The organism is Chryseobacterium sp. Marseille-Q8038 (assembly GCF_965111995.1).
The window spans coordinates 805,591-831,893 of sequence record NZ_CBCOPN010000002.1; the positions used below are offsets into that span (position 1 = coordinate 805,591).

The window sequence follows — 26,303 nt, forward strand, 5'->3', positions numbered from 1 at the left end:
AATTGACTTCATCTGATCTACAAAAAATTAATTTCAATATTCTTTAAATTTATCTTACCAGATTTCCGGCAGGCTGCTGCTGGGTTACACAATGCACCATTCCTCCGTTTTCATATAGGTTTCTTACATCTATTCCTATTACTTTTCGATCCGGATATTGATCCTGAATAATCTTATTGGCAATTTTATCATTAGGATCTCCATAATTCGGAACCAATACAACGGTGTTGGCTACGTAATAATTAACATAGGAGCCTTTTTCTTCCAACTGCTTTCCGTATGCTGTTTTCACTTTATTTTTGGTAGCTGGTACGTAGACTTTTTTATATTCTTTTCCGTTGACATTGGTTGCAGTATAAAGGGTATTGACATCTTTTTCAGAAAGTCCCAGCTCAAGAAGATCATCATCTTTCATGGTAAGCAGGGTATTATGGTTAATAAACTTCATAAAACCATCAATATGCATATCGGTAACATCCAGGCCTGTCACTCCTTCCAGCCAGATTACTTTGGATACTCCATAATAAGTTTCAAACATTTCTTCTGCTTCCTCCTGCGTGATGTCTTTGTTTCTGACAGCTCCTTTTTTCTGGCTGATTACAGAGCTTTTGCAAGCCATTAAAACACCATTCCCATCAGTTTCTACAGAACCTCCTTCGTTAACCATTTCTTCATTCAGGTTGATTACTTTTACTCCAAGGTCTGCCCCTATCTTTTGTGGAATTTCATCACAGTTTTCAAAATCAAATTTCTCACCCCATCCATTAAATCCCCAATCTTCAATAAGAACATTTCCTTTGTTGTCTTTTACGAAAATAGGTCCGTTATCTCTGATCCATACATCATCGGTAGGATAAACCTTAAAATCAACGTTCTTCATCGGAACTTTATTTTCCTCCAAAAGACGGATAATTCTGTTTTTTTCTTCATCATTATAGGCAATAATGTGAACTTTCTCGCCGTACTGAAGGGCTTTTGTCATATCTACCCATGTCTGCTCTACCCTTTTACGGTAAGTGATTCCATGTTGATAGTGATGCGGCCACTGCAGCCATGTTCCTTCATGTCGTGAAGATTCCTCTGGAAAATGATAGTCTGTCTGTGCCATACTTAGTATAAAACTCAATACAAAAGTGAGTGTGAATAATTTTTTCATATCATTAAAATTTCTTTCCTATAAATACCCCGAAATTGATATCGGTGTCAAAACTGCTTCCTGTTTGGGAAATATTGCTTCCTATACCCAATTGCATTTTTTTCTTATTTTCTATTCCTAAACGGATAATCTGACTACTGGACTGATGTTCTTTAAAACTGAAATCGGATTCTACAATCAACATGCTGTAAAGATTAAGCCGCTCATTGATTTTGGGAGTGTACTCCAATAAGGTATAAAGCCCAAGCCCGAATTCTTTTGCTTCAGTAGAATAGGTAAATGCAGGAAATACATTGATGGCAAAAACATCATTTTCTTTTCCATATGCCAGCCCTACAGACGGCATAATATCTTTGTCTGAAATATGGACTCCCGCAGAAACACCCAGGTTCTTTATAATTCCATAATTAATATTCTGATAAAGTTCGGGGTTACTTTTCCTGACTGATAATCGTAGCTCATGGTTCCTGAAGCAAAATAATTCCATTTTCCACTGAAATCTTTATTATAAATCCCAAGAAGTTCCGTCTCTTTATTTCCGCCATATGCCTGTATAGAAATTTGTGACTGGGCATAAAAAGGAAGTAATAAGATGAGGAGAAATATATTTTTCATTCTATTTGTTTTTTTAAGTTTTACATTGCAGCTTCATCATTATGATGATTTACAGGTGCAAAATTACATCTCTCAAAAAACCAAATCTTGTCCTAAATTGACATTCTTTTCATACAGAGAAAATAAAAGACAGGTGCTCTTATTTCCTATCTAATTTACAGAAAATAAAAACAAAAGAGGTGAAAACCGTATGATTTTCACCTCTTCCAAACCCATCTTAATGAGTTGTTATATTCTTATTTTGGTTTGTATAATTTATACATTACGAACAAAAAGCCAATCCATATCGGAATCAGGATCACCTGAATTTCCATTCCTGTGATACTCATCAGCCCAAGAATCAAAACCAAAAATGCAATACAGATATAGTTGGAAATCGGGTAAAATATAGAGGGGAATTTTGATTGAACACCTTCTGCATTTATAGATTTTTTAAACTTCAAATGGGTGTAGCATATCATCAGCCAGTTGATAATCAACGTAGATACAACCAAAGCCATCAGATATTCAAAAGCTTTTTCCGGTACTAATTTATTGATGATAATACAGATCCCGGCAAAACATGAAGAAATAATGATTGCATTGGTAGGAACTGAGTTTTTGTTCAGTTTTTTCAGGAATTTCGGAGCATTTCCCTGCTGAGCTAATCCGAAAAGCATTCTGCTGTTACTGTAAACACTACTGTTGTACACGGACAAAGCAGCTGTCAAAACAATCAGGTTAAGAACATTCGCAATTAATGTATTGAACTGTACAACCTTTCCAAAAAGACTGAATTCAAGACCATTCAGATTTTGAAATACCATTACAAACGGACTGGATCCTTCTGTAATATCTCTCCACGGACTTAATGAAAATAAGATCACTAAAGCACCTACATAGAAAATAAGAATTCTATAGATCACCTGATTGGTAGCCTGTGGAATTGTTTTTTCCGGATTTTTTGCTTCTGCAGCAGTAATCCCGATAAGCTCAAGTCCCCCAAATGAGAACATGATCATCGCCATTGCCGCAAATAATCCCGAATATCCGCTTTCTGTTTTATTAAATAATCCTTTCGGGAAGAATCCGCCATCATTCCACAGATTGGTGATCGTAGCTTTTTCTCCTCCAGTACCACTGATTAAAAGGTATACTCCAAAGATAATCATCGCAATAATAGCAACAACTTTTATGATGGAAAACCAGAATTCTGTTTCTCCATAAACCTTTACAGAAGCCAGATTAAGGGCATTGATGACTATAAAAAAGAATAAACTGGAAACCCAAAGTGGTATTTCCGGCCACCAAAAGTGGATATAATGCCCGATTGCCGTGAGTTCGGCCATACTTACCAGAATATAGAGAATCCAGTAGTTCCATCCGGAAGCAAATCCAGGGAAATTTCCCCAATATTTGTAGGCAAAGTAGCTAAAACTTCCTGATACGGGTTCCTGAACGACCATTTCACCGAGCTGACGCATAATAAAAAAGGCGATAATTCCAGCCAGGGCATAGCCTAAGATTACGGATGGTCCTGCCAGTACTGCAGCAGGTCCGATTCCTAGAAATAACCCTGTTCCTATGGCACCTCCAAGGGCAATTAATTGTATGTGTCGGTTTGTTAATCCTCTAACTAAAGTCTCGTTTTGTCCTGTTTTATTTTCGTTGCTCATTGAATGAATTATTCGGTCGCTAAATATATAAAAACTTTTCAGAGAAATTCACATTCCATGGGGCAAATTGACAATTTGTAATTCAGGGGACAAGAAAAAACCTTAACAATTTGCCAAGGCCTTTTCTGAGTGTAAATATAAAATCGTTGATCTTTTTTATTGCAATTGGTTTTAAAATTCTTTTTCGTAGAAATGTCCAACAATTTGCAAAAATTTCTTTTCAGCAGTTTCATCTCTTTAACAAAATTAAAGAAGTTGTATTAATGAATTTCGCTGTAGATTTCCAGCAATTCAACAAGATTGGTGATCTTTAATTTTTGATAAACCCTTCTTTTATAAGTTCCTACAGTAGATTCTTCAATATCAAGAGCATTGGCAATTTCAAGATTACCATTTCCTTTTGCCAGAAGATTAAAAACCTGCAGTTCTCTCTCTGATAAATTCTCAATGGCTTTTCGTTTTTTATTTCCTTTCAGCAATTCACTCAATATCTCCGGAGTGTAATACTGTCCATCTTTAAAGAGCGCCTCAACGGCTTTGACAAAATTTTCGGGATCACTTTGCTTATTCAAAAAACCGTTTGCTCCTTCTTCAATGTATTGCAACGCAATATTTTCTTTGTAGGATGTAAATATTAAGATGAGTGTGTCTTCAGCAATTACTTTGATCTCTTTCACCATTGATTTGAGAATACTTCCCGGAAGTTCAATATCAAGAATAACCAGATCATATTTTTCCGATTGTATTTTCTGTTTTACCTCATCATAGGTTTCTGCAAAATCGACCTCAAAATGGTTAAAATTTTTCTCCAAAATCATCGCGGTTCCAATTCTTACCACATGATGATCATCTGCAATGAGTATTTTTTTCGTCATATTTTAATAAAGATTTTAATGGTGGTTCCTTTCGGAGTATTTTTATGAAAAGTCATTTCGGAATTAATCTTCATGAGCAGCTGCACAACCATATGAAGACCTAATCCATAGTTTTTGAAAATCATATGTTCATCCTTTTCCTTTTTCTTAAAGAGCCCAGAATAGTAAATTCTCTGTTCCTCAGACATTCCGTTCCCTGTATCTGAGATATTGATTTCCAAATGGGACACTGTGGAAGCTGATGTGATGGTAATTTCTCCGTCTGAAGTATTTTTAACCGCATTATCTATGATATTGTGGAAAACTGCTAGGAGAATGTTTTTATTGAGCCGTGTTCTCAACTGGTGATCACAAAAGTTGTAGATAAATGTATTTTTCTGCGCTGCAATTTCTTCAAACAGTAATCTTTTGGTTTCAATCAGATCGTAAATAGAGTATTCTTCATTGGCTGTATTTTCCTGCTTGTACAGTTCTGTGTATTCTTTAAGTCTTAAAGTAAATTTATACAGCTGTTCGGAAGTTTTGTAAATACTGTCAAAATATTTTTTCTGTGTCTTCAAGTCCTGAGACTGATTGAGTTCCTGAGAAAGGAGGGCAATAAATTTCACAGGTGTGGTAATATCATGACTGATGCTTTCTACCAGTTTTTTTTGATAGTCGGACTCGTTTTTAAGTTTGTTATTCGTTTCGAGAAGTTCTTTGTCTTTATGAACAAGGGTATTTTTCAGCACTTTATTTTTCAGTCTTAAAAAATTGGTTCTGATCTGTACAATCACCAAAACAATGAAGATAATAATCCCAGCGATCAGTATTTTAAAGATAAACGTCTGATAAAAATAGGCTTCTACCTCTACAGGAATTGTTTTATACATAAATTTCCCTGTTTCGGAAGACAGAAACCGAACGAAAAGATTGTAGGTTCCAGGATCTATATTGGCCAACCGGAATGTTTTATCACTTTTAATATTTATCCATGAACTGTCTTCATTGTCAAGCTTAGCCTGTAAATAAATATTTTCCAAATCGGAATAGTAAGGAACATCAATATAGATTTCTGCATTTTTATACCCTCGTTCCAGAAAGAGTTTATCTTTAACCTCAATCATCTTTCCTTTTATCTTTGCTCTTTCCAGATGTATGTCTTCAAGCTTGGGATAATACGTTTTGACATTTTCAGGATTAAAAAATACGAATCCCTCCATGGAAGGAAATACAAACTGTCCATCTTTCAGAATGTGGGCACAGGGATTTGCACTTCCGTTGAATTCATTATTTAAAAGTCCCTGTTTTTTGGTGTATCGGTAATAAGTGAGATCTCCTTTCGGATCTTTTATATAGTGTAAAAGTAGATTTTTATTGATTTTAAACAATCCGTTATTGGACGGGATCCACAGATTGGAATTCTTATCTTCCAACAGATAATGGGCATTCGCCAGGAAGTCATTTTTATCAGACGGAACCCTGACTGTCTTTTGATCTTTTATTAAGTAAAGCCCTCTATTGTATGTGGTAAACCAGATATTTCCGTCTTTTGTCCTAATAATTTGTTTTACCGGAAGACCTTTTCCGATAAGCTTCACCACTTTATTTGCGGTAAGAGAATACACATATATTCCACCGCTGCTTCCCAGATAGAGAAAATTTTTATCATATCGGAGAACAGCATCTATATTATCTTTACAGGGAATGATTCTTTCAATTTCTTTAAAATGGTCTTTCTTAAACAGGTAGAGGTAAGACCCTTTTCCACTGACAAATGATGCCATATAAAGCGCTCCGCTTTTATACAGACCATCAAGTTCCTTATTTTTAAAAGAAATGGAATCATATTTTGTAAATCCGCTGTTCTTATATCTGATATAAATGGAATTATTTTCCCTGTAAACCAGATTTCCGGCATTATCTTCCAAAATATACCGTTTATCATAAGATTGGGGAGCGGGATATAGTCTTTCTGATGTATTCTGATAGTACCTGATACCTTCTGATGTCAGGACAGAATTATCTCCATAGGGTAATGCAGCATAGCAAACCTCATCCTGATAAGGTAAGTTCTTTCTGGAAACTGAAAAATCGGATAAGCTTAGGATTTTAAGCCCGTTAATAGAACTCCCGATGTATAACTTTCGGGCTGCTTCATCGTAAAACATAGCACCGGAAATATCTTTATTAATATCCTTATATTCCAGCAAATAAGTAAGCTTCAATTTTCCATCTGAAAATTCACTTCTGTATATTTTACCATGACTGATCATGAACACCTGTCCGGTAATCTGCTGCCAGTAAATTTTAGTTTCCGGATCCGTATAAACAGATGGTGCGTTGATATAAGAATATTTCCCCTGATAGAGCTGAAGAATTTTTTTATTCTCAGCATCAGCAACAAAAACGTAATCCCCATGAACAAACAATCGGTTCAATCTGCTTTGCGAAAATGCAAGATCAATTTTCGTCCTCTTCTTATTCTTCTTTTCAATATAGATAATTCCATTCTTTTCAAAATAATAAGAACCTGTATTTAAATGGATGAAAAACTAATCTACAATCGAAACATACCGTACCGTGAAATTATTTTTAAAAATCTGTTTGTATATTTTATTGTTTGTTTTATTTCTGAAATTGGATACCAGTCGGGAAGATATAATATGGGGGCTTCTATGGGAAATCATCAGAACATCTTTTTCAGAAGCATTAAAAACAGCAATACTGTCTTTTTGGATGTTTCCGGAGAAATCACCAAAACTTAAATTTTTAAGTTTAAAATTTTTGTACTCAACGAAATTACTTCCATCATACCGTACAATTCTGCCTTCCATAGACAGCCATATAAAACCATACTTATCTTTTACAATGTCCTTGATGCTGTTTTGAGGTAAACCATTGTCCATGTTGTACCACTGGGTAGTATAGCTTTGCCCGTTGACACTTAAAAAAAACAAAAGTGAAATAAAGTAAAGAAGCTTCATTCAATAGGGCAGCGTTATATTTAAGACAAATATATTATAGAAAATCAAATCTATTGTAAATATTTATCCACAATTATGTGAATTTTTCTCTACATAATTATTTATGAATAACATATCTATTATAATAAATTTGAAAACACTAAACACTTGTTCCCGTCAGTGCCTCATAAGACATCTGCTAGAAACACAGTCTTTTTTGTCCGAAAAAACATGATCTCCTTCTGTCCGGGGAGATCATTGTTTTATGAGCGTTAAAATGTAATATAAAGGGAAAGGGTAAAGCTTATAACAATTCTTTCGGAATCGAAATATTATTCTTTTTCATGTACTCCAGAAGATTTTGATATTTATCTTCATAGGCATCATTACCACATTTATGCGAAATACTACAGATATCCGATGGCTTGATGTCTAAAATATCCGATATTTTAGTCAGTATCTCCAGGTTGATCTTCACTTTGGAATTCTCAATATCGGAATATGCTTTTTGGGATATGCCCATTTCAAAAGCCATATATTCCTGCGTAAGATCTCTGCTCCTACGTATTTTCCTGATATTTTGTCCACATACTTTCATCGTTTTTGTTTTAGTAGTTTTCGGTATATTTTAGAAGATTATCTATTAGCCTCTAACAAAGTTAATAAATACCTTTGGCAAAACATTACACACGTTACATGATATTTATTTTCAATATAGAAAAGGCCTAAAAATAAGGTTTTTTCAGAGAAAATATCACTTCGGTAAACACTATTGGAATTTATGGAGACGCAAAAATTTAATTATGACAATAATATTGTCAGAGCATTCCTCTATGCGACTATCGCATTCGGACTTGTAGGATTTCTGCTGGGGCTTACAGCTGCACTGATGCTTTTTTATCCTGAATTACCTGAATTTTTATTCGGTACGGATGATACAACTATTAAAAGCTTGGCTTCGGGTAATATTCAAGGACTGATCAACACTCAGGGAGCCATGGGCTTCGGAAGAATCAGAATGCTTCATACCAGTGCGGTAATTTTTGCTTTCGTATGTAACTCCTTTTTCTGTGGTGCTTATTACAGTATGCAAAGGCTTCTTAAAACCAGAATGTACAGTGACACGCTTTCATGGCTTCACTTCTGGTCTTGGCAGTTTATGATTGTAAGTGTAGTGATTACATTCCTTATGGGAATCAATACTTCTAAAGAATATGCTGAACATGAATGGCCAATTGATATCTTAATTGCTTTTTCCTGGATCATTTTCGGAATCAATATGTTCGGAACTATTGCCAAAAGAAGAGTGAGACATTTATATGTTGCTATATGGTTCTATCTTGCAACCTGGATCGCTGTAGCAATGCTTCACATCTTCAATAATCTGGAAGTTCCGTTATCTTTCACAAGCTGGAAATCTTATTCTGTATATGCAGGTGTAAAAGATGCATTAGTACAATGGTGGTATGGGCACAATGCAGTAGCATTCGTATTAACCACCCCTGTATTGGGTCTGATGTATTATTTTATGCCAAAAGCAGCTCAACGACCGGTATTCTCATACAAATTATCCATCATTCACTTCTGGTCGCTGATCTTCGTATACCTTTGGGCCGGGCCTCACCACCTGCAATATACAGCTTTACCGGCATGGGCTCAGGCTGTGGGAACAGGATTCTCTATCATGCTGATTGCTCCATCATGGGGAGGAATGCTGAACGGTCTTCTTACCCTGAGAGGAGCCTGGGATAAAGTAAGAGAAAATCCTATTCTAAAATTCTTTGTCGTGGCGATTACCTGCTATGGTATGGCTACTTTCGAAGGACCTTTATTAGCAACAAAATCATTAAATAAAATTGGTCACTATACCGACTGGGTTATTGGTCACGTACACTTAGGAGCTCTTGGATGGAATGGTTTCATGGCATTCGGAGTGGTATATTACCTGGTTCCAATCATGTGGAGAACACCACTTTGGTCTAAAAAATTAGCCAACTGGCACTTCTGGCTGGGAACATTAGGAATTATCTTCTATGCTGTTCCGATGTATATTGCGGGATTCACACAGGGATTGATGTGGAAACAATTTAACCCGGACGGAACCTTGTTATGGAAAAACTGGCTGGACACTGTTACAGCAATCATACCTTACTTTAAAATGAGATTCTTAGGAGGTGTATTTTATCTTTCAGGAGCTATTTTAATGGTGGTCAATGTTATCAAAACAATTAAAGCTGGTTCATTCCAGAAAGAAGTTCCTGCGGAAGCTCCTGCATTAGCCAATATCGGAAGCTCAAGAAAAGAAGGCGAGGGAGTGCACTTATGGTTGGAAAGAACTCCTACTCTCCTTTCTGTATTAGCTTTCATCACTGTAGCAATCGGTGGATTGGTGGAAATTGTCCCGACCTTATCCCTTAAACAAAGTGTTCCCAACATTACAGCAGTAAAACCTTATACTCCATTGGAACTGGAAGGTAGAGATCTGTATATCCGCGAAGGCTGTAATGCGTGCCACTCTCAGATGATAAGACCTTTCCGTGATGAAGTAGTAAGATTTGAAGGAAAAAACGGACAGTATTCCAAAGCAGGAGAATTCGTATATGACAGACCATTCTTATGGGGATCTAAAAGAACAGGACCGGATTTACACAGAGAAGGAGGAAGAAACCCGGATTCATGGCACTTCAAACATATGTATAACCCAAGAATTACTTCTGCCGGTTCCATTATGCCACGTTTCCCATGGTTAATCACCAATAAACTGGACAAAACAGAAATGGTAGACAAAATGAAGCTGATGAAAAATGTCTTTGATGTTCCTTATACAAAAGCACAGATTGATTCTGCCAACCAATGGGCGGATAACCAGTCAAAAGCAATTGTACAGAGAATTTACGCTGAAGCAACAGACGTAAAAGATCAGATGGTAAAAGAAAAAACAGCAAAAGGATCTGCCTATGTACCGCTGGAACAAAGAGAAATTGTAGCCATGATTGCTTACCTGCAAAGATTAGGTACAGACATTAAAACAACCCAGGTACAAACCGCAAGCGTAGAGTAACATTTAAAATTGAATTGCAATGAAAACGAGAACTCCAATTTCAATATATATCGCCACAACGATAGGTTTAACGATCATGGCCTTTGAAATGTTCGCCGGAGATTCAGGATATTTTTCTTCTCCTTTTTTCTGGGCGCTGATATTAATCGCCGTTATCCTTCTGCTGATTATGAATTCTATTGGAGATCTGGTGGAAAATGAAAATTTCAACAGATTATCTGAAGAAGAGAAAAAACAATACCTGGAAGAGAAAAAAGTTCCGTATTACCAGAAATTATGGAACTCTGCCTTCAAAAAACAAACTGCTACGGAAGAAAAAGATATCCTTATCGACCATGGTTTTGACGGAATTACAGAGCTTGACAATTCTCTTCCGAAATGGTGGATCGGTCTGTTCTGGTTCGGATGTATCTTCTGTGCCGTGTATCTTTTTGCCTTTTCTTTTACAGATTATGCCCATCCGGATGCAGAATATACCAAAGAAACAAAAACGATGTTAGCTTCCATTGAAGAGTATGAAAAAACCGCACCTCAGATTAATCTGGAATCGGCAAAATACAGTGCTGATAATATCGCAGAAGGACAGGAACTTTTCAAAACGAATTGTGTTACCTGCCATGGAGACGGTGGAAAAGGAGGCATAGGACCTAACCTTACCGATACCCACTGGATCAATATTAAAGAAAAAAGTTTATTTAAAAATGTTTTCTGGATGCTTGAAAACGGCTCTCCTAACAATCCTACCATGAGACCTTTCATCAAAGAAGGAACTATTACCGGAAGAGATGCTGAAAAAATTGCCGCTTACATTTATCATATCAACCAGGAAACCGCTCCTATCACAACGGCACAAGGTGGTGCCGCTCCTCAGGGAGAAGAAGTGAAATGGGAAAACGGAAACAATTAAAATTATTATCTATCATATAAACCATGCCACGCCCCCATTACAACTACTAACATTTGAATTTTCATTTTTGCTAACTAACCTTTTCAACATTAAAAAAATGATAAAAAGGGGGCGTTTTTTAAAATAACAATCACTGCCTTGACCCGTCTTACTCAACTATTCACTTGACAACTACAAACTAGAAATTCCATAAAAAGACAGCCAAGGCAGGATTTTTGCATTCGCAAAAGTGTACCACAACAAGGACCAAATAAAATAGTATTATTATCTTTGTTAGAAACCACTTCGCATTTGAAACTGAAAATCAACACTACAAAACTTTTAAGGCGTATTGCAATAACCATTATTTCAATATTGGTTCTTCTTACCCTGTTGATACTAAGCTTAAGACTTCCTGCCGTCCAAAACTTTATCAAAGACAAGCTCATTGTTTATCTGGAGAAAAAAATAAAAACTCCGGTAAGCCTCGAAAGAGTTTACATCGGATTTCCCAACAGCCTTGTCATGGAAAATCTCTACCTCAAAGGGCAAGATGTAGATACCCTTCTGGCAGTAAAGAAACTGGATGTAGGGTTACACATGCTGAAACTCCTTAATTCTACAGCAGATATTACTTCAGTCAATATGGAAGGTGCCCGTGCTCATGTGGTACGGAAACCGGATGGCAAATTCAATTTTGATTATATTATTGATGCATTTGCGTCCAGCGATAAAGAAGAAAGCCCTTCCAAGCCCTTTATTATTTCTCTTGATAAAATCAATTTAAAAGATATTGGAGTAACCTTCAACGACCAACAGTCAAAGAATGACATCAAACTCTATTTTAAGTCATTTGATACCAGAGTCAAAACTTTTGATCTCAGCAAAAACAAATATGCAGTTAATGACATCAATCTTGACGGATTAAAATTAAAGTTAAAGCAGGGACTTGTAGAAGAAGTTGCTCAAAAAGTTGAGAAAAAAGTAGATTCTCTCAATGAAAAGAAACCGATGAATATTGGATTGAGAGGCATTAAACTTACTCATTTCGATATTGATTACGGTGACGAAAATACCAAAACATTCGCAAAAGTTATATTTAAAGAACTGAGCACAAAGGTTAATAAACTTGATCTGGAAAACAATGCCTATCATGTAGCCAATGTATTTCTTTCCGGAGCAGACATCAATGCCAATCTCTATCTTCCCGCTCAGAATGCCAATCCGAAAAAAACACAGGAATCTGAGATTTCCAAAGCTTCCGATCAGGATAAAGCCATGAAACTTCTCTTAGGGAAACTTGTTTTGAATGATGTAAAGGCAACTTATAACAATACCGCTATTGCTCCAACAAAACAAGGTATAGACTTCAATCATCTTAATTTTTCAAAAATGAATGTTGAGGTAAGAAGCTTCAAAATGGAGAACAATACTTTTGCAGGAACTGTAAATTCTGCAGAAATCAAAGAAAACAGAGGCCTGGATATCCAAAAATTCAATACGGATTTCGTGTATGCAGAAAAGGAAGCTTATCTCAAAGACCTTTATCTTCAAACCCCGAAAACAGTATTGCGTGATGAGGTTATTTTAAACTATAACTCCATTGATCAGCTTAGCTCAAACTTAGGTGCTGTAAAGATTTCAGCCAATATCAAAGATTCAAAAATAGGATTTTCTGATATTCTGAACCTGGTTCCAACTTTAAGAAATACGGTTCCATTCAACAAATATCCAAACGCTGTTCTCAATGTAAATGCTAACGTAAAAGGAAGCGTCAATGATCTTTTAATTCAGGATCTTAAAGTTTCCGGGCTTGATCAGCTGAGGGTAATGGCATCCGGGAAAATCAAAAATGCGATGAATCCTGATCAGTTATATTATGATCTGAGAATCGGAGAATTTTCTTCCAGTGCCAAAACGGTATTCAATCTTGTTCCTAAAAATACGATTCCTTCCAATATTTCGCTTCCTTCCCATTTCAGCATTAAAGGAAATGCAAAAGGAACAACCAAAGTGGTGAATACAGATCTGAACCTCTACTCTACTTTGGGAAATGCAGCCATCATCGCACAGGTAGACATGCGAAGAAAGAATCACGAACTCTATGATGTAAAAGCCAATCTTCAGGGAATACAGGTAGGAAAAATTATTCAGAATAAAGATATTGGTCCAATCACCGCGCAAATTGCCGCAAAAGGAGAAAGCTTTGATTTTAAAAATGCCAAAGCGGATTTAAAGGGGTATGTTGCTTCTGCCGTTTACAAAGGATACCGTTATCAAAACATGAACCTTACCGGAAAGATCAACAAAGGAGCATATCATGTAATTTTAGATTCCAAAGATCCGAATGCCAGTTTACAGCTGACTGCTTCCGGAGTGTATGATGAAAAAAATCCTACGGTAAAAGTGAATGGAGAAGTCATCAAACTGGATGTCAACAAACTTGGTTTCTATGAAAAACCGATGATTATTGCCGGAAAAATTGATGGAGATTTCACCAGCTTAGATCCCAATAACCTGAACGGATACTTAAACCTTAAAGATTTTGCATTCTCCGATACGAAAGAAGTCTATCCCGTACAGGAAGTCAATCTGAAAGCTTCATCTACTCAGGATTCTACCCAGATTGTTTTTAACTCTCAGGTGGCAGATATTGAACTGAAAGGTAAATATAAGCTTACCCAGATCTTTGGTGCGTTAACGAAAACTGTGAATCAGTATTATCAGTTCCAGAAGCCGGATAAAAGCCAGAAAATTGATCCGGGGCAGCATTTTACCTTTACCGCCAAAGTAAAAAATGATGATCTGATCAGAAAATTTGTACCGGAATTAAAAGATTTTGAAACCATCAATCTGACAGGAAACTACGATGCAGATTCTCAAAAAATTGAAATTGACGGACAAATTCCAAGGTTACTGTATGGTGAAAATACCATTGAAAAAGGAGCCTTGAAAGTCACCAATGAAAACCAGGCATTGCAGTACAGCCTTAATGTTGCCGCATTAAAAAGCTCGAGCTTTTCTTTAAATAAAATTACTATTGATGGTGATGTTGCTGACAATACCATTCGCTACAATGTTACGACAAAAGATGAGAAAGATGCAACCCAATTCCTGATTGCCGGAAATGCAAAATCACTGAATGACATTACCGAAATATCTCTGAACCCGAACGGACTTAAACTTAATTATACGGATTGGAATGTTGCAGAAAATAACAAAATCCAGATCAGTGATAAGGGAATTCTAGCTGATAATTTTATTCTCTCCAATGGAAACAGTGAAATCGCGGTTCAGTCGGAAAGCAGCAGCCCAAGTAGTCCTTTGAATATTTCGTTGAAAGATTTCAAGATTGAAACCATTACGGAACTTATCAAAAAAGATACGGTTCTGGCAAGAGGAACCATCAACGGGACAGCACAACTTCGTGATGTGACTAAAAATATGACCTTCACTTCGGATCTGAATATTTCAGACTTAATCGTCTATGGAAGCCCTGTCGGAAATCTTGCGGTAAAAGTGAACAATGCTTCACCGAAGATTTTAAATGCAGATATTGCCCTTTCCGGAAATAACAATGATGTAAAAATCCTGGGTGATTACAATACTTCTTCCAGTACTTTTGATCTGAATATGGCGATCAATCAGCTTCAGATGAAAAGTATTCAAGGGTTTTCAATGAATGCGATTACCAATACGGAAGGTTATCTCTCAGGAAATTTAAAGATCACCGGAACTACTGCTCAACCTAATATTTTAGGAAAAGTAAAATTCAATGATGCCGGATTGGAAATTGCCAAAACGGGAAGTGATTTCAGACACCTGAGTGATGAAATAGATTTTACGAACCGGGGAATCGAGTTTGATAAATTTAAAATTAAAGATAAAGACGGAAATGCTCTTGTTGTAGACGGAGAGGTTCTGACACAGACTTACAGAGATTTTGCCTTTAACCTGAATGTGAATGCTAAAGACTTTAAAGTAGTCAATTCAGAAAAATCCAATGATGCAATGATGTATGGTGTTCTTGCTATTGATGCCGGACTTCATATCCGCGGAAACCTTGATCTTCCAAAAGTAGATGGAAGACTAAGCGTGGCAGACAATACGGATTTCACTTTTGTTCTTCCTCAATCCAGCCCTACTTTACAGGAAAGAGATGGTATTGTAGAATTTGTGGATCAGGATCAGGTGGTTTTAAACAAAACAATCAAAGCAGATTCTCTTAATGCGCAAAGCCGTATCAAAGGGATGGATGTGAGTGTTAATATTGAAGTCAGCAAAGAAGCAAAACTGTCACTGATCATTGATAAAGCCAATGGTGATTTTGTACAGCTCCAGGGTGAAGCAGAATTAACCGGAGGAATAGATCCGTCAGGAAAAACCACATTGGTAGGAGTATATGAAGTGGAAAAAGGAAGTTATGATCTTTCTGTGAGTTTCCTGAAACGTAAATTTGACATCCAGAAAGGCAGTACCATCACATGGACCGGTGAACCTACAACGGCTCAAATGGATATTACGGCCGTTTATAAAACAGAAGCTCCGCCTATTGACCTTGTAGAACAGCAGATCAGTGGAGAAAGTGCTTCAACATTGAACCAGTTTAAGCAGAGAGTTCCTTTCAATGCTTTATTAAAAATGAAAGGGGAATTATTGAAACCTCAGCTTTCTTTTGATATCACTACAGATGAAAAAAATAATTCTGTATCTACGAATGTGAAAGATGTTGTAGATCAAAAGCTTGCCCAGATCAGAACTCAGGAATCTGAGCTGAATAAGCAGGTGTTTGCCTTACTTCTTCTGAACCGTTTTATCGGAGAAAATCCATTTGAAAGTGGAGCCGGAATGTCTGCAGAGACCATGGCGAGACAGAGTGTGAGTAAAATTCTTTCTCAGCAGCTGAACAATCTTGCAGCAGGTCTGATCAAAGGAGTAGATCTTAATTTTGGTCTTGATTCTTCAGAAGATTATTCCAGCGGAGAAAAAAATACGCGAACTGACCTGAATGTAGATATCAGTAAAAAATTATTGAATGACCGACTGAAAGTAACGGTAGGAAGTAATTTCGGACTGGAAGGTCAGGCCCGTCAAAATGAAAATATGACCAATATTGCGGGTAATGTTTCAGTAGATTACAGCCTTTCTAAAGATGGAAGGTATATGTTACGAGCTTACCGTAAAGATGAGTATCAGGTGGCTCTTCAGGGGCAGATCATAGAAACCGGAGTCGGATTCATTATTACATTGGATTATGACAAATTCCGCGAGATTTTCCAGAAATCTAAAGAGAAGAAGCCTAAAAAAAATCAAAATAACCAAGTGGTAGAATTTAAATAATGAGTAATAAGTTCCATATATATTGTAAGTATCTGTTGGTTTCCGGAATGGCATCCACTGTGGTCTCGTGCAGCAATACCAGGTTTTTGAAAGAAGGCCAGATGCTTTACACGGGAGCCAAAGTAAAGATTGAGAATGGTACGATTTCCAAAAAAGAAAAAAAAGATCTTCAGGCTGCTTTGGAAGCCAATCTTACTCCAAAGCCCAATTCTACGTTTTTAGGACTGCGCCCAAAGCTGTATTTCTATAATATAGCCAAGGAACCTAAAAAGGATAAGGGTTTTAATTACTGGCTAAAATATAAAGTGGGTGAAAAGCCCGTATTATTGGGCGATGTAGACCGTGAGTTCAATAAAGATATTATTGAGAATTATTCTGAAAATAAAGGGTATTTCAATGCTAAAGCTTCTTATGATACGGTTTCAAAGAATAAAAAAGCTCAGGTTATTTATACGGTAAGACCAGGTTCCAGATATCTGATTGACGGCGTAAAATTTCAGAAAGATTCTACACTGGTTAATCAGGAAATTCAAAGCCTTACTGATAAAACGCTTCTTAAAAACGGAAGACCATTTGATCTGGATGTTATCAAAGCTGAAAGAGACAGAATTGACAACAGGTTAAAAGAAAGAGGTTTTTATTATTTCCATCCTGATAATATTATTGTTCAGGCAGACAGTACGGTGAGCAAAAATCATAAGGTGGAACTTAATGTAAAACTGAAAGACAATACACCTGATTTAGCCACACAGCAGTTTAGCATTGATAATGTTATTGTATTTCCCAATTACAACATTCAGGACGTAAAAGATGGTAAATACAGTATACCGATGGACAAAGATTCTCTTGCCAAATATCGTTTCGACGACATTTACGTTATTGATCCTCAGCATAAATTCAAACCGAAAATTTTTGACAGAGCATTATATTTCAAAAAAGGAGATCTTTACAACCGCTCTAATCATAATCTTACCCTGAACCGATTAATCAGTCTGGGTGTATTCAAATTTGTAAAGAATGAGTTCATCGTATCTGACTCTTTAAGCCATAAATTTGATGCGTATTACCTATTGACCCCAAGACAAGTCCAGTCGCTGCGCCTGGAAGCATTAGGAAGAACGAACTCTGCCAACTACGCAGGTAGTGAGCTGAACCTTAACTGGACTCACAGAAACTTTTTCCGTGGTGCCGAGCAATTCAAAGCTGCCATCTACGGAGCATTTGATTTCCAGATGGGAGGTGCCCAAAATGCCAATAATATTTTCCGTGCCGGAACAAACGTACAACTTTCTATCCCGAGAATTGTAGCGCCATTCCGTTTTCACTCGTCCAGTGAATTTGTTCCCAGAACAAATATTACATTGGGATATGAATTCCAGAACAGAACACAATATTACACGCTTAATAATTTCACCGGATCATTCGGATATGTGTGGAAAGAAAATGCAAGAAAGGAACATGATCTGAAAGTGATTGATATTACATTGGTTTCTCCTGCCAATGTCACGGAAGAATATCTTGCTAAATCTGACAAAAATCCTGCTATGGCACGAGTTGTAGCCAAACAGCTTATTTTCGGTCCTACCTATTCTTATACCTACACCAATACGATGCTGCCAAGAACCAATACCTTTTACTACAAAGGAACGCTTGATCTTGCAGGAAATATTACAGGTCTGGTTACCGGAGCTGATGTAAAAAAGGACAAAGAGAAGAAAATATTTGGGATTCCTTTCAGCCAGTATGTAAAAATTGAAAATGATTTCCGATTCTATCATAAGTTTACTGAAAAATCTTCACTGGCAACGAGATTTATCGGAGGAATCGCTTATCCATATGGAAATTCAGAATTTATTCCTTTCTCTAAACAGTTTTTCTCAGGAGGGAGTAACAGTATCAGAGCATTCCGTGCAAGAACATTAGGGCCGGGAAGTTTTGACCCGAGAACAATAGATCCGAGTATTTACTTTGATCAGTCCGGAGATATCAAACTGGAATTAAATGCTGAGTACAGAGCCAATCTTTATAAATTTTTAAATGCTGCCGTTTTTGTAGATGCCGGAAATATCTGGCTGCTTCACGACGACAAAGACAGACCGGGAGCAAAGTTTTCCAAAGATTTTTTAAATGAAATTGCGGTGGGAGCCGGAGTAGGTCTGAGACTGGATTTTTCTATCCTGATTCTAAGACTTGATCTTGCGATGCCATTGAGAGTTCCTTACTATCAGAAAGGAGACAGATGGACCTTCGACAAAATAAACTTTGGAGACTCAAGCTGGAGAAAAGATAACCTTGTTTTTAATATTGCCATCGGATATCCTTTTTAATATGATCAAAAATCTTAAATTTTTCTGGGAAGTTCTTAAAGATACATTTACTGAATGGAACAATTCTACTGCATCAAAAGATTCAGCAAGTCTTGCCTATTATGCTATCTTTTCTATTCCGGGATTATTGATTATTATTATCTGGGTCCTTGGAAACTTCTTTGGTGAAGAAGCCATCCGCGGGCAGATCAGCACACAGATCAGCGGTATCATGGGACCTGATGTTGCTAAAAGCATTGAAGGCATGCTGGCAGGTGCTCTTATTGATAAAAAGAATATTTTTATGAAAGCGGTAGGAGTGGGATCATTGGTTTTTGGTTCTACTACACTCTTTTTTCAACTTCAGCATTCTTTAAATACACTTTGGGAAGTAGAAGCTGCTCCAAAGAAAGCGTTGCTTAAATTTTTACTGGACAGAGCGAATTCTTTAGGGATGATTCTTATTCTGGGATTTCTTTTGATGATCACCATGATTTTATCTTCTCTGATCAGTCTGTTTAATACGATTATCACCCAATATTTTGGTTTTGAAACGTATATGCTGGTAGAAACCGTGAATTTCGCTGTAGGTTTCGGCCTGGTCATGCTCTTATTTGCTTTAATGTTTAAAGTTTTGCCGGATGTTTTGGTCAGTTGGAAACCGGTATGGAAAGGAGCTTTTCTTACTACTGTTTTATTTACGCTGGGAAAATTTTTATTAAGTCTTTATTTTAATCAGGTAAAACCTACCTCAGCCTTTGGCGCTGCCGGAACAGTGATTCTGATTATGATGTGGATCAACTACTCCTGTATGCTGATATTCTTTGGTGCAGAATTTACCAAAGTTTATACTTACAAAAAAGGATATAAAGTTGTTCTTTCCAAACATGCACGGTGGACTCCAGCCAAACTGTACGCTGATAGTTTGAAACAGATGAAAGATAATCAAGAAGAGACCAAAAATCCAGAAACTTCGGAATCAAAACAATCTTAGTATTAAATAGCTCTATAATAAAAAAGCCTCCTGAAATTCAGGAGGCTTTCTGTTTTTACATTCTGTTTACTGTTCCGATTCCCAGCAACTCTAACGATTTTTTGATCGTCTTTGCTGTGATATCTGAAATATTTAAGCGGAATTGTTTTAAGTTTTCATCTTCCTGATTCAGAATTGGATTATTCTGATAGAAAGAGTTATATGCCTTAACAAGATCGTAAACGTAGTTGGCAACCAAAGCCGGGCTTAATGTTTCCGCTGATTTAGCGACTACAGTTTTAAAGTTGGCCAACTGCATAATCAATTCTTTTTCAGATTGATTCAATTCAATATCTGCAGTCTCTGTTTGTAAAGCACCCGCTTTAGACAATAACGACTGAATACGTGCATAGGTATATTGAATAAACGGACCTGTATTTCCATTAAAATCAATACTTTCTGCAGGATTGAAAAGCATTTTTTTCTTAGGATCTACTTTAAGCATGAAATATTTCAATGCTCCCAATCCTACTGTTTCATAAGATGCTTCTTTATCTTCTTCTGAAAGAGTTTCCAATTTTCCTAACTCCTGAGCTTTAGATTTTGCCGTTTCGTACATCTCCTGCATCAGATCATCTGCGTCTACTACAGTTCCTTCACGGGATTTCATTTTACCTTCAGGAAGTTCTACCATTCCATAAGAAAGGTGGAACAACTGATCTGCCCATTCGTACCCTAATTTTTTCAGGATTTTAAATAAAACCTGGAAGTGGTAATCCTGTTCGTTTCCTACTGTATAGATCAGCTTTTGGATATTATTTTGCTTGAAACGCTCCACGGCTGTTCCAAGATCCTGTGTCATATAAACTGATGTACCGTCTGAACGAAGCAATAGCTTCTGATCAAGTCCCTCATCGGTAAGGTCACACCAAACAGAACCATCTTCTTTCTGATACAAAACTCCTTTATCTAATCCCGCCTGAATGAGATCTTTTCCTAAAATGTACGTGTTGCTTTCATATTGAACCTGATCAAAATCAACTCCTAATCTTTTATAGGTTTCATTGAATCCTTTGTAAACCCATGAATTCATCTCTGCCCAAAGTGCTCTTACAGTTTCTTCACCATTTTCCCAATCCAAAAGCATTTTCTGAGCTTCTTTCATTACCGGAGCATCTTTTTTCGCCTGCTCCTCTCCTACACCTTGGTTTACAAGATCTGCAATTTCTTTTTTGTAGTTTTTATCAAATTCTACATAGTAGTTTCCTACAAATTTGTCTCCTTTTGTATTGGTTGTTTCAGGAGTTGCTCCGTTTCCGAATTTTTCCCAGGCCAACATAGATTTACAGATATGAATTCCTCTATCGTTGATGATCTGAGTTTTAATCACATCATATCCGGCTTCTTTTAAAATCTGAGCTACTGAAAATCCTAATAAATTATTTCTGATATGCCCTAAGTGCAATGGTTTATTAGTATTCGGTGAAGAATATTCTACCATCACTGTAGCATTTTTCTTTTCTATAGTAGAGAAGTTATTAGTTACTGATCTGAAGTTGTCTACAAACAATTGGTTTTTAACTTTAACATTCAGGAAACCTTTTACCACATTAAAGCTTTCAAAAATTTCCGTCTGCTCTGTCAAAGCTTCACCTAATTCAATCCCGATGCTTTCAGGATTTTTTTTCAATTGTTTTACCAACGGAAAAGTGACAATGGTAAAATCTCCCTCAAATTCCGTTTTATTTTCCTGAACTTCCAGCTTGATGTCTTTTAACTGATATACGTTTAAAATGACCTCCGAAAGTTTTTCTTCTATAATATATTTAATATTCATGTTTCTAAATTCTCTTTTTAATGCTTATCGCCGAAACATTTTACCGTGTGTTTCCGCTCAAAATCCAAGTTACAAATATACGGAAATAAAAAAACCGCCCGAAGGCGGCCAAAATATATTAAATGTTAAAAAGTATTTGTTAAAATTTATCCCAGAATAGTTTGGTCGTTGCTTTATCTCCTCCTATTGCTGCAGCCGCTGCTGAAACATTATCGAAGTTTACAACATACTCCTGATCGGAATATAACATTCTATAGGGCACACCTCCTATCTGACTGTTGGGTGGAGTCTGAAGAACCGGATAATCTAGTCTTCTAACAAAATTCCATGCAGAAAAAGGATTATTCCACATAGCAATCCAAGATTCGTATCCAATAGATTTTTTCCAGTTTGCAGCATCTAATGGATGAGCAGCGATATAAGCAGCAGCATCTGTGGACGAAACTCCATTTTCAGTCATTGATGTTTGCAATGCTGATGCAAATAAAGCTACTGCTGTATCGCCGACATTATATCCTCTGGCTGAAGCTTCGGCTTTCAAAAACTGAGTTTCAGTATAGCTAAAAAGTTTTGCAGGCGCATTTGCTACAGTAAAGCTTGGGTTTATATGAGAGTTACCCGAATATGAATTCTGAGAACCATATATACCTCCTTTAAATGTACCATTAGTTAATGGAGTGAAATAAGCATTTCGCCTAGGATCTAAATTTGTATTCATTGGAGTAACTAGTACTGAAGAAGGAATAAAATCATTTCTACTTGATGCCACTAAATCATCGAATAAAGGATTTGAAAATGTTGCCCCATCAAATGTTAATGAAAATGAAGAAGCTTCAGAATCAATTACTCCAGCAGCTATAGCAGCTTCAGCTACGGATTTAGATGTTGCAGGATCTACATCAGCTAAATTTATAGCTAATCTTAATTTTAAAGAATTTGCTAATTTTTTCCATTTAGACATATCCCCTTTATAAACTAGATCGGCTGTTTCATAACTTGTTTTGGTTGCATCAATTTTTGATATTGCTATATCTAATCTTTTAATAAGGTCCAGATAAATAGATTTGGCATCATCATATTTAGGAGACTTAATTGTTTCTGCCTGTAAAGCCTGGGTATATGGTACGTTGCCATAAGTATCAACAATATTTTCCCATACGAATATTGAGGAGATTTCTAAAGTAGCCCATTTATTATTTACAATACTATCATCCGCATTTAGTTCAGCAGGCAGGTTTTTCATTGCCTGATTTAAACTATTCAGAGCATAAACATACATTCTATTAAAATGAGATCTAGGTTGTGCTCTAGTAATTAAATTATAATTGGTTTCTTGGGTATAAGTTGTTTCTGTCCATTGCTGTGTAAAAAATCTGTAATTATTGAAATTCACACTACCAGTATACATATAATAAAAAGCTTGATATAGACCTGTAGCAAGCAAATTACTTGAAGGTACTACGGACGGGTGTTTAGGATCTTCATTCAACTGTGTGACATCACTCTGGCAAGAGTTGATCATAAACAATGATGAAACCAAGGTACCTGATAATAATATATTTTTTATCTTGTTATTCATAATAATTATAAATTATATTAATATTTAGAATTTACATGTGAAGTTTATTCCTACCTCTCTAGTAGTTGGTAAAGCCCCTATAGATGAACCATAAGAATATAACCCTCCCATCTGTGTTGCTTCCGGATCTGCATAAGGTAAATTTTTATGAAGAATCCATAAGTTTCTTCCTACTAATGAAATTTTAGCATCATTCATAAAAGTATTAGCGATTAATGTTTTAGGCAACGAATATGTAATACTTGCTTCTCTTAATTTTACAAAAGAGCCATCATAAACAAATCGTTTACCTGGTGCATTATCATAACTATCATTTGGATTCATATCATAACCTGCTACATCTACCTGAGCTTGGGTGGTATTTACCTGACCATTAGGATTCACTCCCTGAAGTACAACTCCATTTGTTCTATACCCATCCACAGCCGTTTCAGGATACAAACCACTAGCTAAGCCATAATATAAATCTGATGAAAAGATGTCACCTCCATGTCTTACATCAATCAGGAAGCTAAGAGATATATTTTTATATCTGAATGTGTTTCTTAATCCTCCTGTCCATTTTGGCTGTGTATTACCAATAACTCTATTATCTTCTTTTAAATATAGCCCTGTAGTGGGATCAACAACCTTTTGTCCATTCAGGTAAACATAATCTGTTCCGAAGATATCTCCCCACGGATTTCCTACAGAAGCAACAATAGTTGCTCCAACCATACCCACTAATGGATACACTTTCAAACCGTCTTCCAAGGCCACAACTTTACTTGTATTTTTAGCCCAATTGGCATCTACATCCCAAGAAAAATCTTGTGTTTTTATGGGTGTAATCCCTAAATGAACTTCAACTCCTTTGTTATTAATTTGTCCAGCATTGATTGCCGCCGCTAATTGTCCTGATCCGGAAGATATATTAGGTGTAATAATCTGATTAGATGTTTTAGTATCATAATAAGCGGCATCTAATATAATTCTGTCTTTTAAAAAGTGTACTTCTGTTCCAAATTCAAATTCTTTAGATCTTTGAGGTTTAAGATCTGGATTAGGCAATGTGGTTTGAGGTTTATATATTCCAATCTGTCCATTGAATGAACCCGCTGTGAAATATTGTGGTGCCAATTGGTATGGATCAGCAGTACCTCCTACTTCAGCATAATTCCCTCTTACTTTCCAGAAATTTACAATAGAGTTTTGAGATTTAAGCAGCTCTGACAATATCAATGATCCGGAAAGAGAACCATAATTATATTTATTATTCTGTTTAGGAAGAGTTGAACTTACATCTCTACGGAATGTTCCATCCAAATAGAAAATTTTATTAAAATCAAATGAGACTGTTGCATACAGGCTATTCGTTTGAATAGTTGAAACATTTTCTACTGGATTTAATTCTGGTTTTAACGAATTATCCAAAGAATATAACCCAGCTTTTATAAGTCCCCCTTCTGTTGATGCTTCGGTTGAACTTGCATTATTTCTACGCACTGTCCCTCCAACAATACCACTCATGTTTAACCAAGGAAGCAAATCATATTTATAGTTGGCAAAAAGATCATAATTGATCTCTCTTCTTGTCAAATCATATCTGTCATAACCTGACCCTACACTTTTTTGTGAAATCCCAAATGCCTGAGGATATGATCCTACAGCCAATCTTCTTTCAAAAAGTAAATTGGTATTATCATAACTAAATTTACCTGTAATATTTACATGGGAATCAATATCATAAGTTAACTGTGCATAAGTAAATATTCTGGTTCGATCATCAGATTCATAATTCTTGTATCGTTGAAAATATGGGTTATTCCAAAACGCAGGAGTTCCATTAGCTGCAGATTTTCTATTCCAGGTTACATTTCCATAATTATTAGCGGCTGTAGGATTGTTAATATTGTTATTATATGAATTTTGTAACGCAACTACATCCACGTTGGTTTGCCACCATTGTCTGAATCCTGTAACAATGTTATCACTATATCCAGTTTCAGTACGGCCAATTGTACCTTGCACAGTTAAGGTTGAATAAACTGTAGCATGTAACTTAGATGTCAAATCATAATTAATCTTAGTAGATAAAGTATTCTTTCTTAAATTCGAATTTGGTAATAATCCATTAGACAGATTATTATCATAAGTTAAATTAAAATTAAATCCTTTACTCCCCTTAGATAAAGCTATTGAATTTATATACGACATTGGGGTTTCAAAAAATTTTAAAGGTCCGTTTTTGGCTGCTACCCACGGTGTTGCCTTACCATAGTTTGGTGATGTAGGATCAAAAGAATCCCATTGATAAACCAATTTATTTGGATCATATTCCGGGCCCCAAGAAGCATCTTCACCAAAATTCACGTTATTAATTCCATTTGCTCCCGTCCCATAATAAAAAGATGGATCATACCCGGCTCCATATCTGGTTTGATAAGTAGGGAATGTAGATTTATCTATAAAACCGGCTTGTACAGACGATGATAATGTAACTCCCCAGGATCCATCTTCTTTACCTTTGCCATTTTTGGTTGTAATTACAATCACCCCATTTAAGCCTCTTTCTCCATATAATGCAGAAGCAGCAGCTCCTTTCAGTACATTTATTGATTCAATATCTTCCTGGTTGATATCGGATAAGGCATTCCCTAAATCAAACCCTCCATTCGCACTACCTGAAAATGTAGAAGTATTATTTACCGGAGATCCATCAATTACAATTAATGGGTTACTTCCTTGCAGAGATTTAACACCTCTGATTACTAAATTGGTTGCGCCACCAAAGTTGGAATTGGTATTAACATTTAATCCAGCTACCTTTCCAGAAAGCTGCGAAGCTACATTTCCAGTATTAGTAGTTCCACCAAATAATTTATCAGCTTTTACTTCCTGAGAGGAATATCCAAGAGCTTTCTTTTCTCTCTTAATACCTAATGCAGTTACTACCACACCTTCAATCTCTTTTGTCTGTGTAGTAGTATCTTTTTTCTTCTGCTGGGCATTTACAATAGCAACGGAAGAAGATAATACAACGACAATTAGACTCATTGTTAGTTTCTTCATATCAAATTAATTTTTACTCATCAA

16 protein-coding genes are annotated in these 26,303 nt (G+C 36.2%); 5 read left to right on the forward strand and 11 right to left on the reverse strand.

Going from position 1 to position 26,303, the window contains the following annotated elements:
- Positions 1 to 49: 49 nt before the first annotated feature.
- The 8 genes from ACWPWS_RS17595 to ACWPWS_RS17630 form a co-directional block, all read right to left on the reverse strand.
- Positions 50 to 1,156 (reverse strand): agmatine deiminase family protein, encoded by a 1,107-nt coding sequence (locus ACWPWS_RS17595; RefSeq protein WP_454047387.1) that lies wholly within the window; start codon positions 1,154 to 1,156, stop codon positions 50 to 52.
- Between the two features lie 4 nt (positions 1,157 to 1,160).
- Positions 1,161 to 1,502, reverse strand: a complete 342-nt coding sequence (locus ACWPWS_RS17600) for a hypothetical protein (RefSeq protein ID WP_454047388.1) — start codon at positions 1,500 to 1,502, stop codon at positions 1,161 to 1,163.
- 47 nt (positions 1,503 to 1,549) lie between these two features.
- The gene (locus ACWPWS_RS17605) at positions 1,550 to 1,771 is read right to left on the reverse strand and encodes a hypothetical protein (RefSeq protein WP_454047389.1); all 222 of its coding nucleotides are present in this window, start codon (positions 1,769 to 1,771) and stop codon (positions 1,550 to 1,552) included.
- A gap of 236 nt (positions 1,772 to 2,007) precedes the next feature.
- On the reverse strand, positions 2,008 to 3,426 hold the full coding sequence (locus ACWPWS_RS17610) for an amino acid permease (RefSeq protein ID WP_454047390.1): 1,419 nt from the start codon (positions 3,424 to 3,426) through the stop codon (positions 2,008 to 2,010).
- 260 nt (positions 3,427 to 3,686) lie between these two features.
- Positions 3,687 to 4,301 carry a response regulator transcription factor gene (locus ACWPWS_RS17615; RefSeq protein ID WP_209787158.1) on the reverse strand — a complete coding sequence of 205 codons (615 nt, stop codon included), beginning with the start codon at positions 4,299 to 4,301 and terminating at the stop codon, positions 3,687 to 3,689.
- Positions 4,298 to 6,721, reverse strand: a complete 2,424-nt coding sequence (locus tag ACWPWS_RS17620) for an ATP-binding protein (protein ID WP_454047391.1) — start codon at positions 6,719 to 6,721, stop codon at positions 4,298 to 4,300. The genes ACWPWS_RS17615 and ACWPWS_RS17620 overlap by 4 nt, the downstream gene beginning before the upstream one ends.
- Before the next feature lie 114 nt (positions 6,722 to 6,835).
- Positions 6,836 to 7,267, reverse strand: a complete 432-nt coding sequence (locus tag ACWPWS_RS17625) for a hypothetical protein (protein WP_454047392.1) — start codon at positions 7,265 to 7,267, stop codon at positions 6,836 to 6,838.
- Positions 7,268 to 7,550: 283 nt separating this feature from the next.
- Positions 7,551 to 7,844 carry a helix-turn-helix domain-containing protein gene (locus tag ACWPWS_RS17630; RefSeq protein WP_209787154.1) on the reverse strand — a complete coding sequence of 98 codons (294 nt, stop codon included), beginning with the start codon at positions 7,842 to 7,844 and terminating at the stop codon, positions 7,551 to 7,553.
- Between the two features lie 183 nt (positions 7,845 to 8,027).
- Between ACWPWS_RS17630 and ccoN the strand changes: the two genes are divergently transcribed.
- From ccoN to ACWPWS_RS17655, 5 genes are all read left to right on the forward strand, one after another.
- On the forward strand, positions 8,028 to 10,307 hold the full coding sequence (ccoN, locus tag ACWPWS_RS17635) for a cytochrome-c oxidase, cbb3-type subunit I (RefSeq protein ID WP_209787152.1): 2,280 nt from the start codon (positions 8,028 to 8,030) through the stop codon (positions 10,305 to 10,307).
- A 19-nt stretch (positions 10,308 to 10,326) separates the two neighbouring features.
- Entirely contained in the window at positions 10,327 to 11,214 is an 888-nt protein-coding gene (locus tag ACWPWS_RS17640; RefSeq protein ID WP_454047393.1) for a cbb3-type cytochrome c oxidase N-terminal domain-containing protein, read from the forward strand.
- 291 nt (positions 11,215 to 11,505) lie between these two features.
- Entirely contained in the window at positions 11,506 to 16,533 is a 5,028-nt protein-coding gene (locus ACWPWS_RS17645) for a translocation/assembly module TamB domain-containing protein (protein WP_454047394.1), read from the forward strand.
- Entirely contained in the window at positions 16,533 to 18,860 is a 2,328-nt protein-coding gene (gene tamL / locus ACWPWS_RS17650) for a translocation and assembly module lipoprotein TamL (protein WP_454047395.1), read from the forward strand. Before ACWPWS_RS17645 ends, tamL begins: the two co-directional genes overlap by 1 nt.
- Position 18,861: 1 nt before the next feature.
- Positions 18,862 to 19,833 (forward strand): YihY/virulence factor BrkB family protein, encoded by a 972-nt coding sequence (locus tag ACWPWS_RS17655; RefSeq protein WP_454047396.1) that lies wholly within the window; start codon positions 18,862 to 18,864, stop codon positions 19,831 to 19,833.
- A gap of 55 nt (positions 19,834 to 19,888) precedes the next feature.
- On the opposite strand, the gene argS is transcribed toward ACWPWS_RS17655, so the two are convergent.
- From argS to ACWPWS_RS17670, 3 genes are all read right to left on the reverse strand, one after another.
- Positions 19,889 to 21,649: an arginine--tRNA ligase gene (gene argS / locus ACWPWS_RS17660; protein ID WP_454047397.1), complete on the reverse strand. Its 1,761-nt coding sequence runs from the start codon at positions 21,647 to 21,649 to the stop codon at positions 19,889 to 19,891.
- A 139-nt stretch (positions 21,650 to 21,788) separates the two neighbouring features.
- Positions 21,789 to 23,228, reverse strand: a complete 1,440-nt coding sequence (locus ACWPWS_RS17665; RefSeq protein WP_454047398.1) for a SusD/RagB family nutrient-binding outer membrane lipoprotein — start codon at positions 23,226 to 23,228, stop codon at positions 21,789 to 21,791.
- 24 nt (positions 23,229 to 23,252) lie between these two features.
- Positions 23,253 to 26,279, reverse strand: a complete 3,027-nt coding sequence (locus ACWPWS_RS17670; protein WP_454047399.1) for a SusC/RagA family TonB-linked outer membrane protein — start codon at positions 26,277 to 26,279, stop codon at positions 23,253 to 23,255.
- Positions 26,280 to 26,303: the final 24 nt, after the last annotated feature.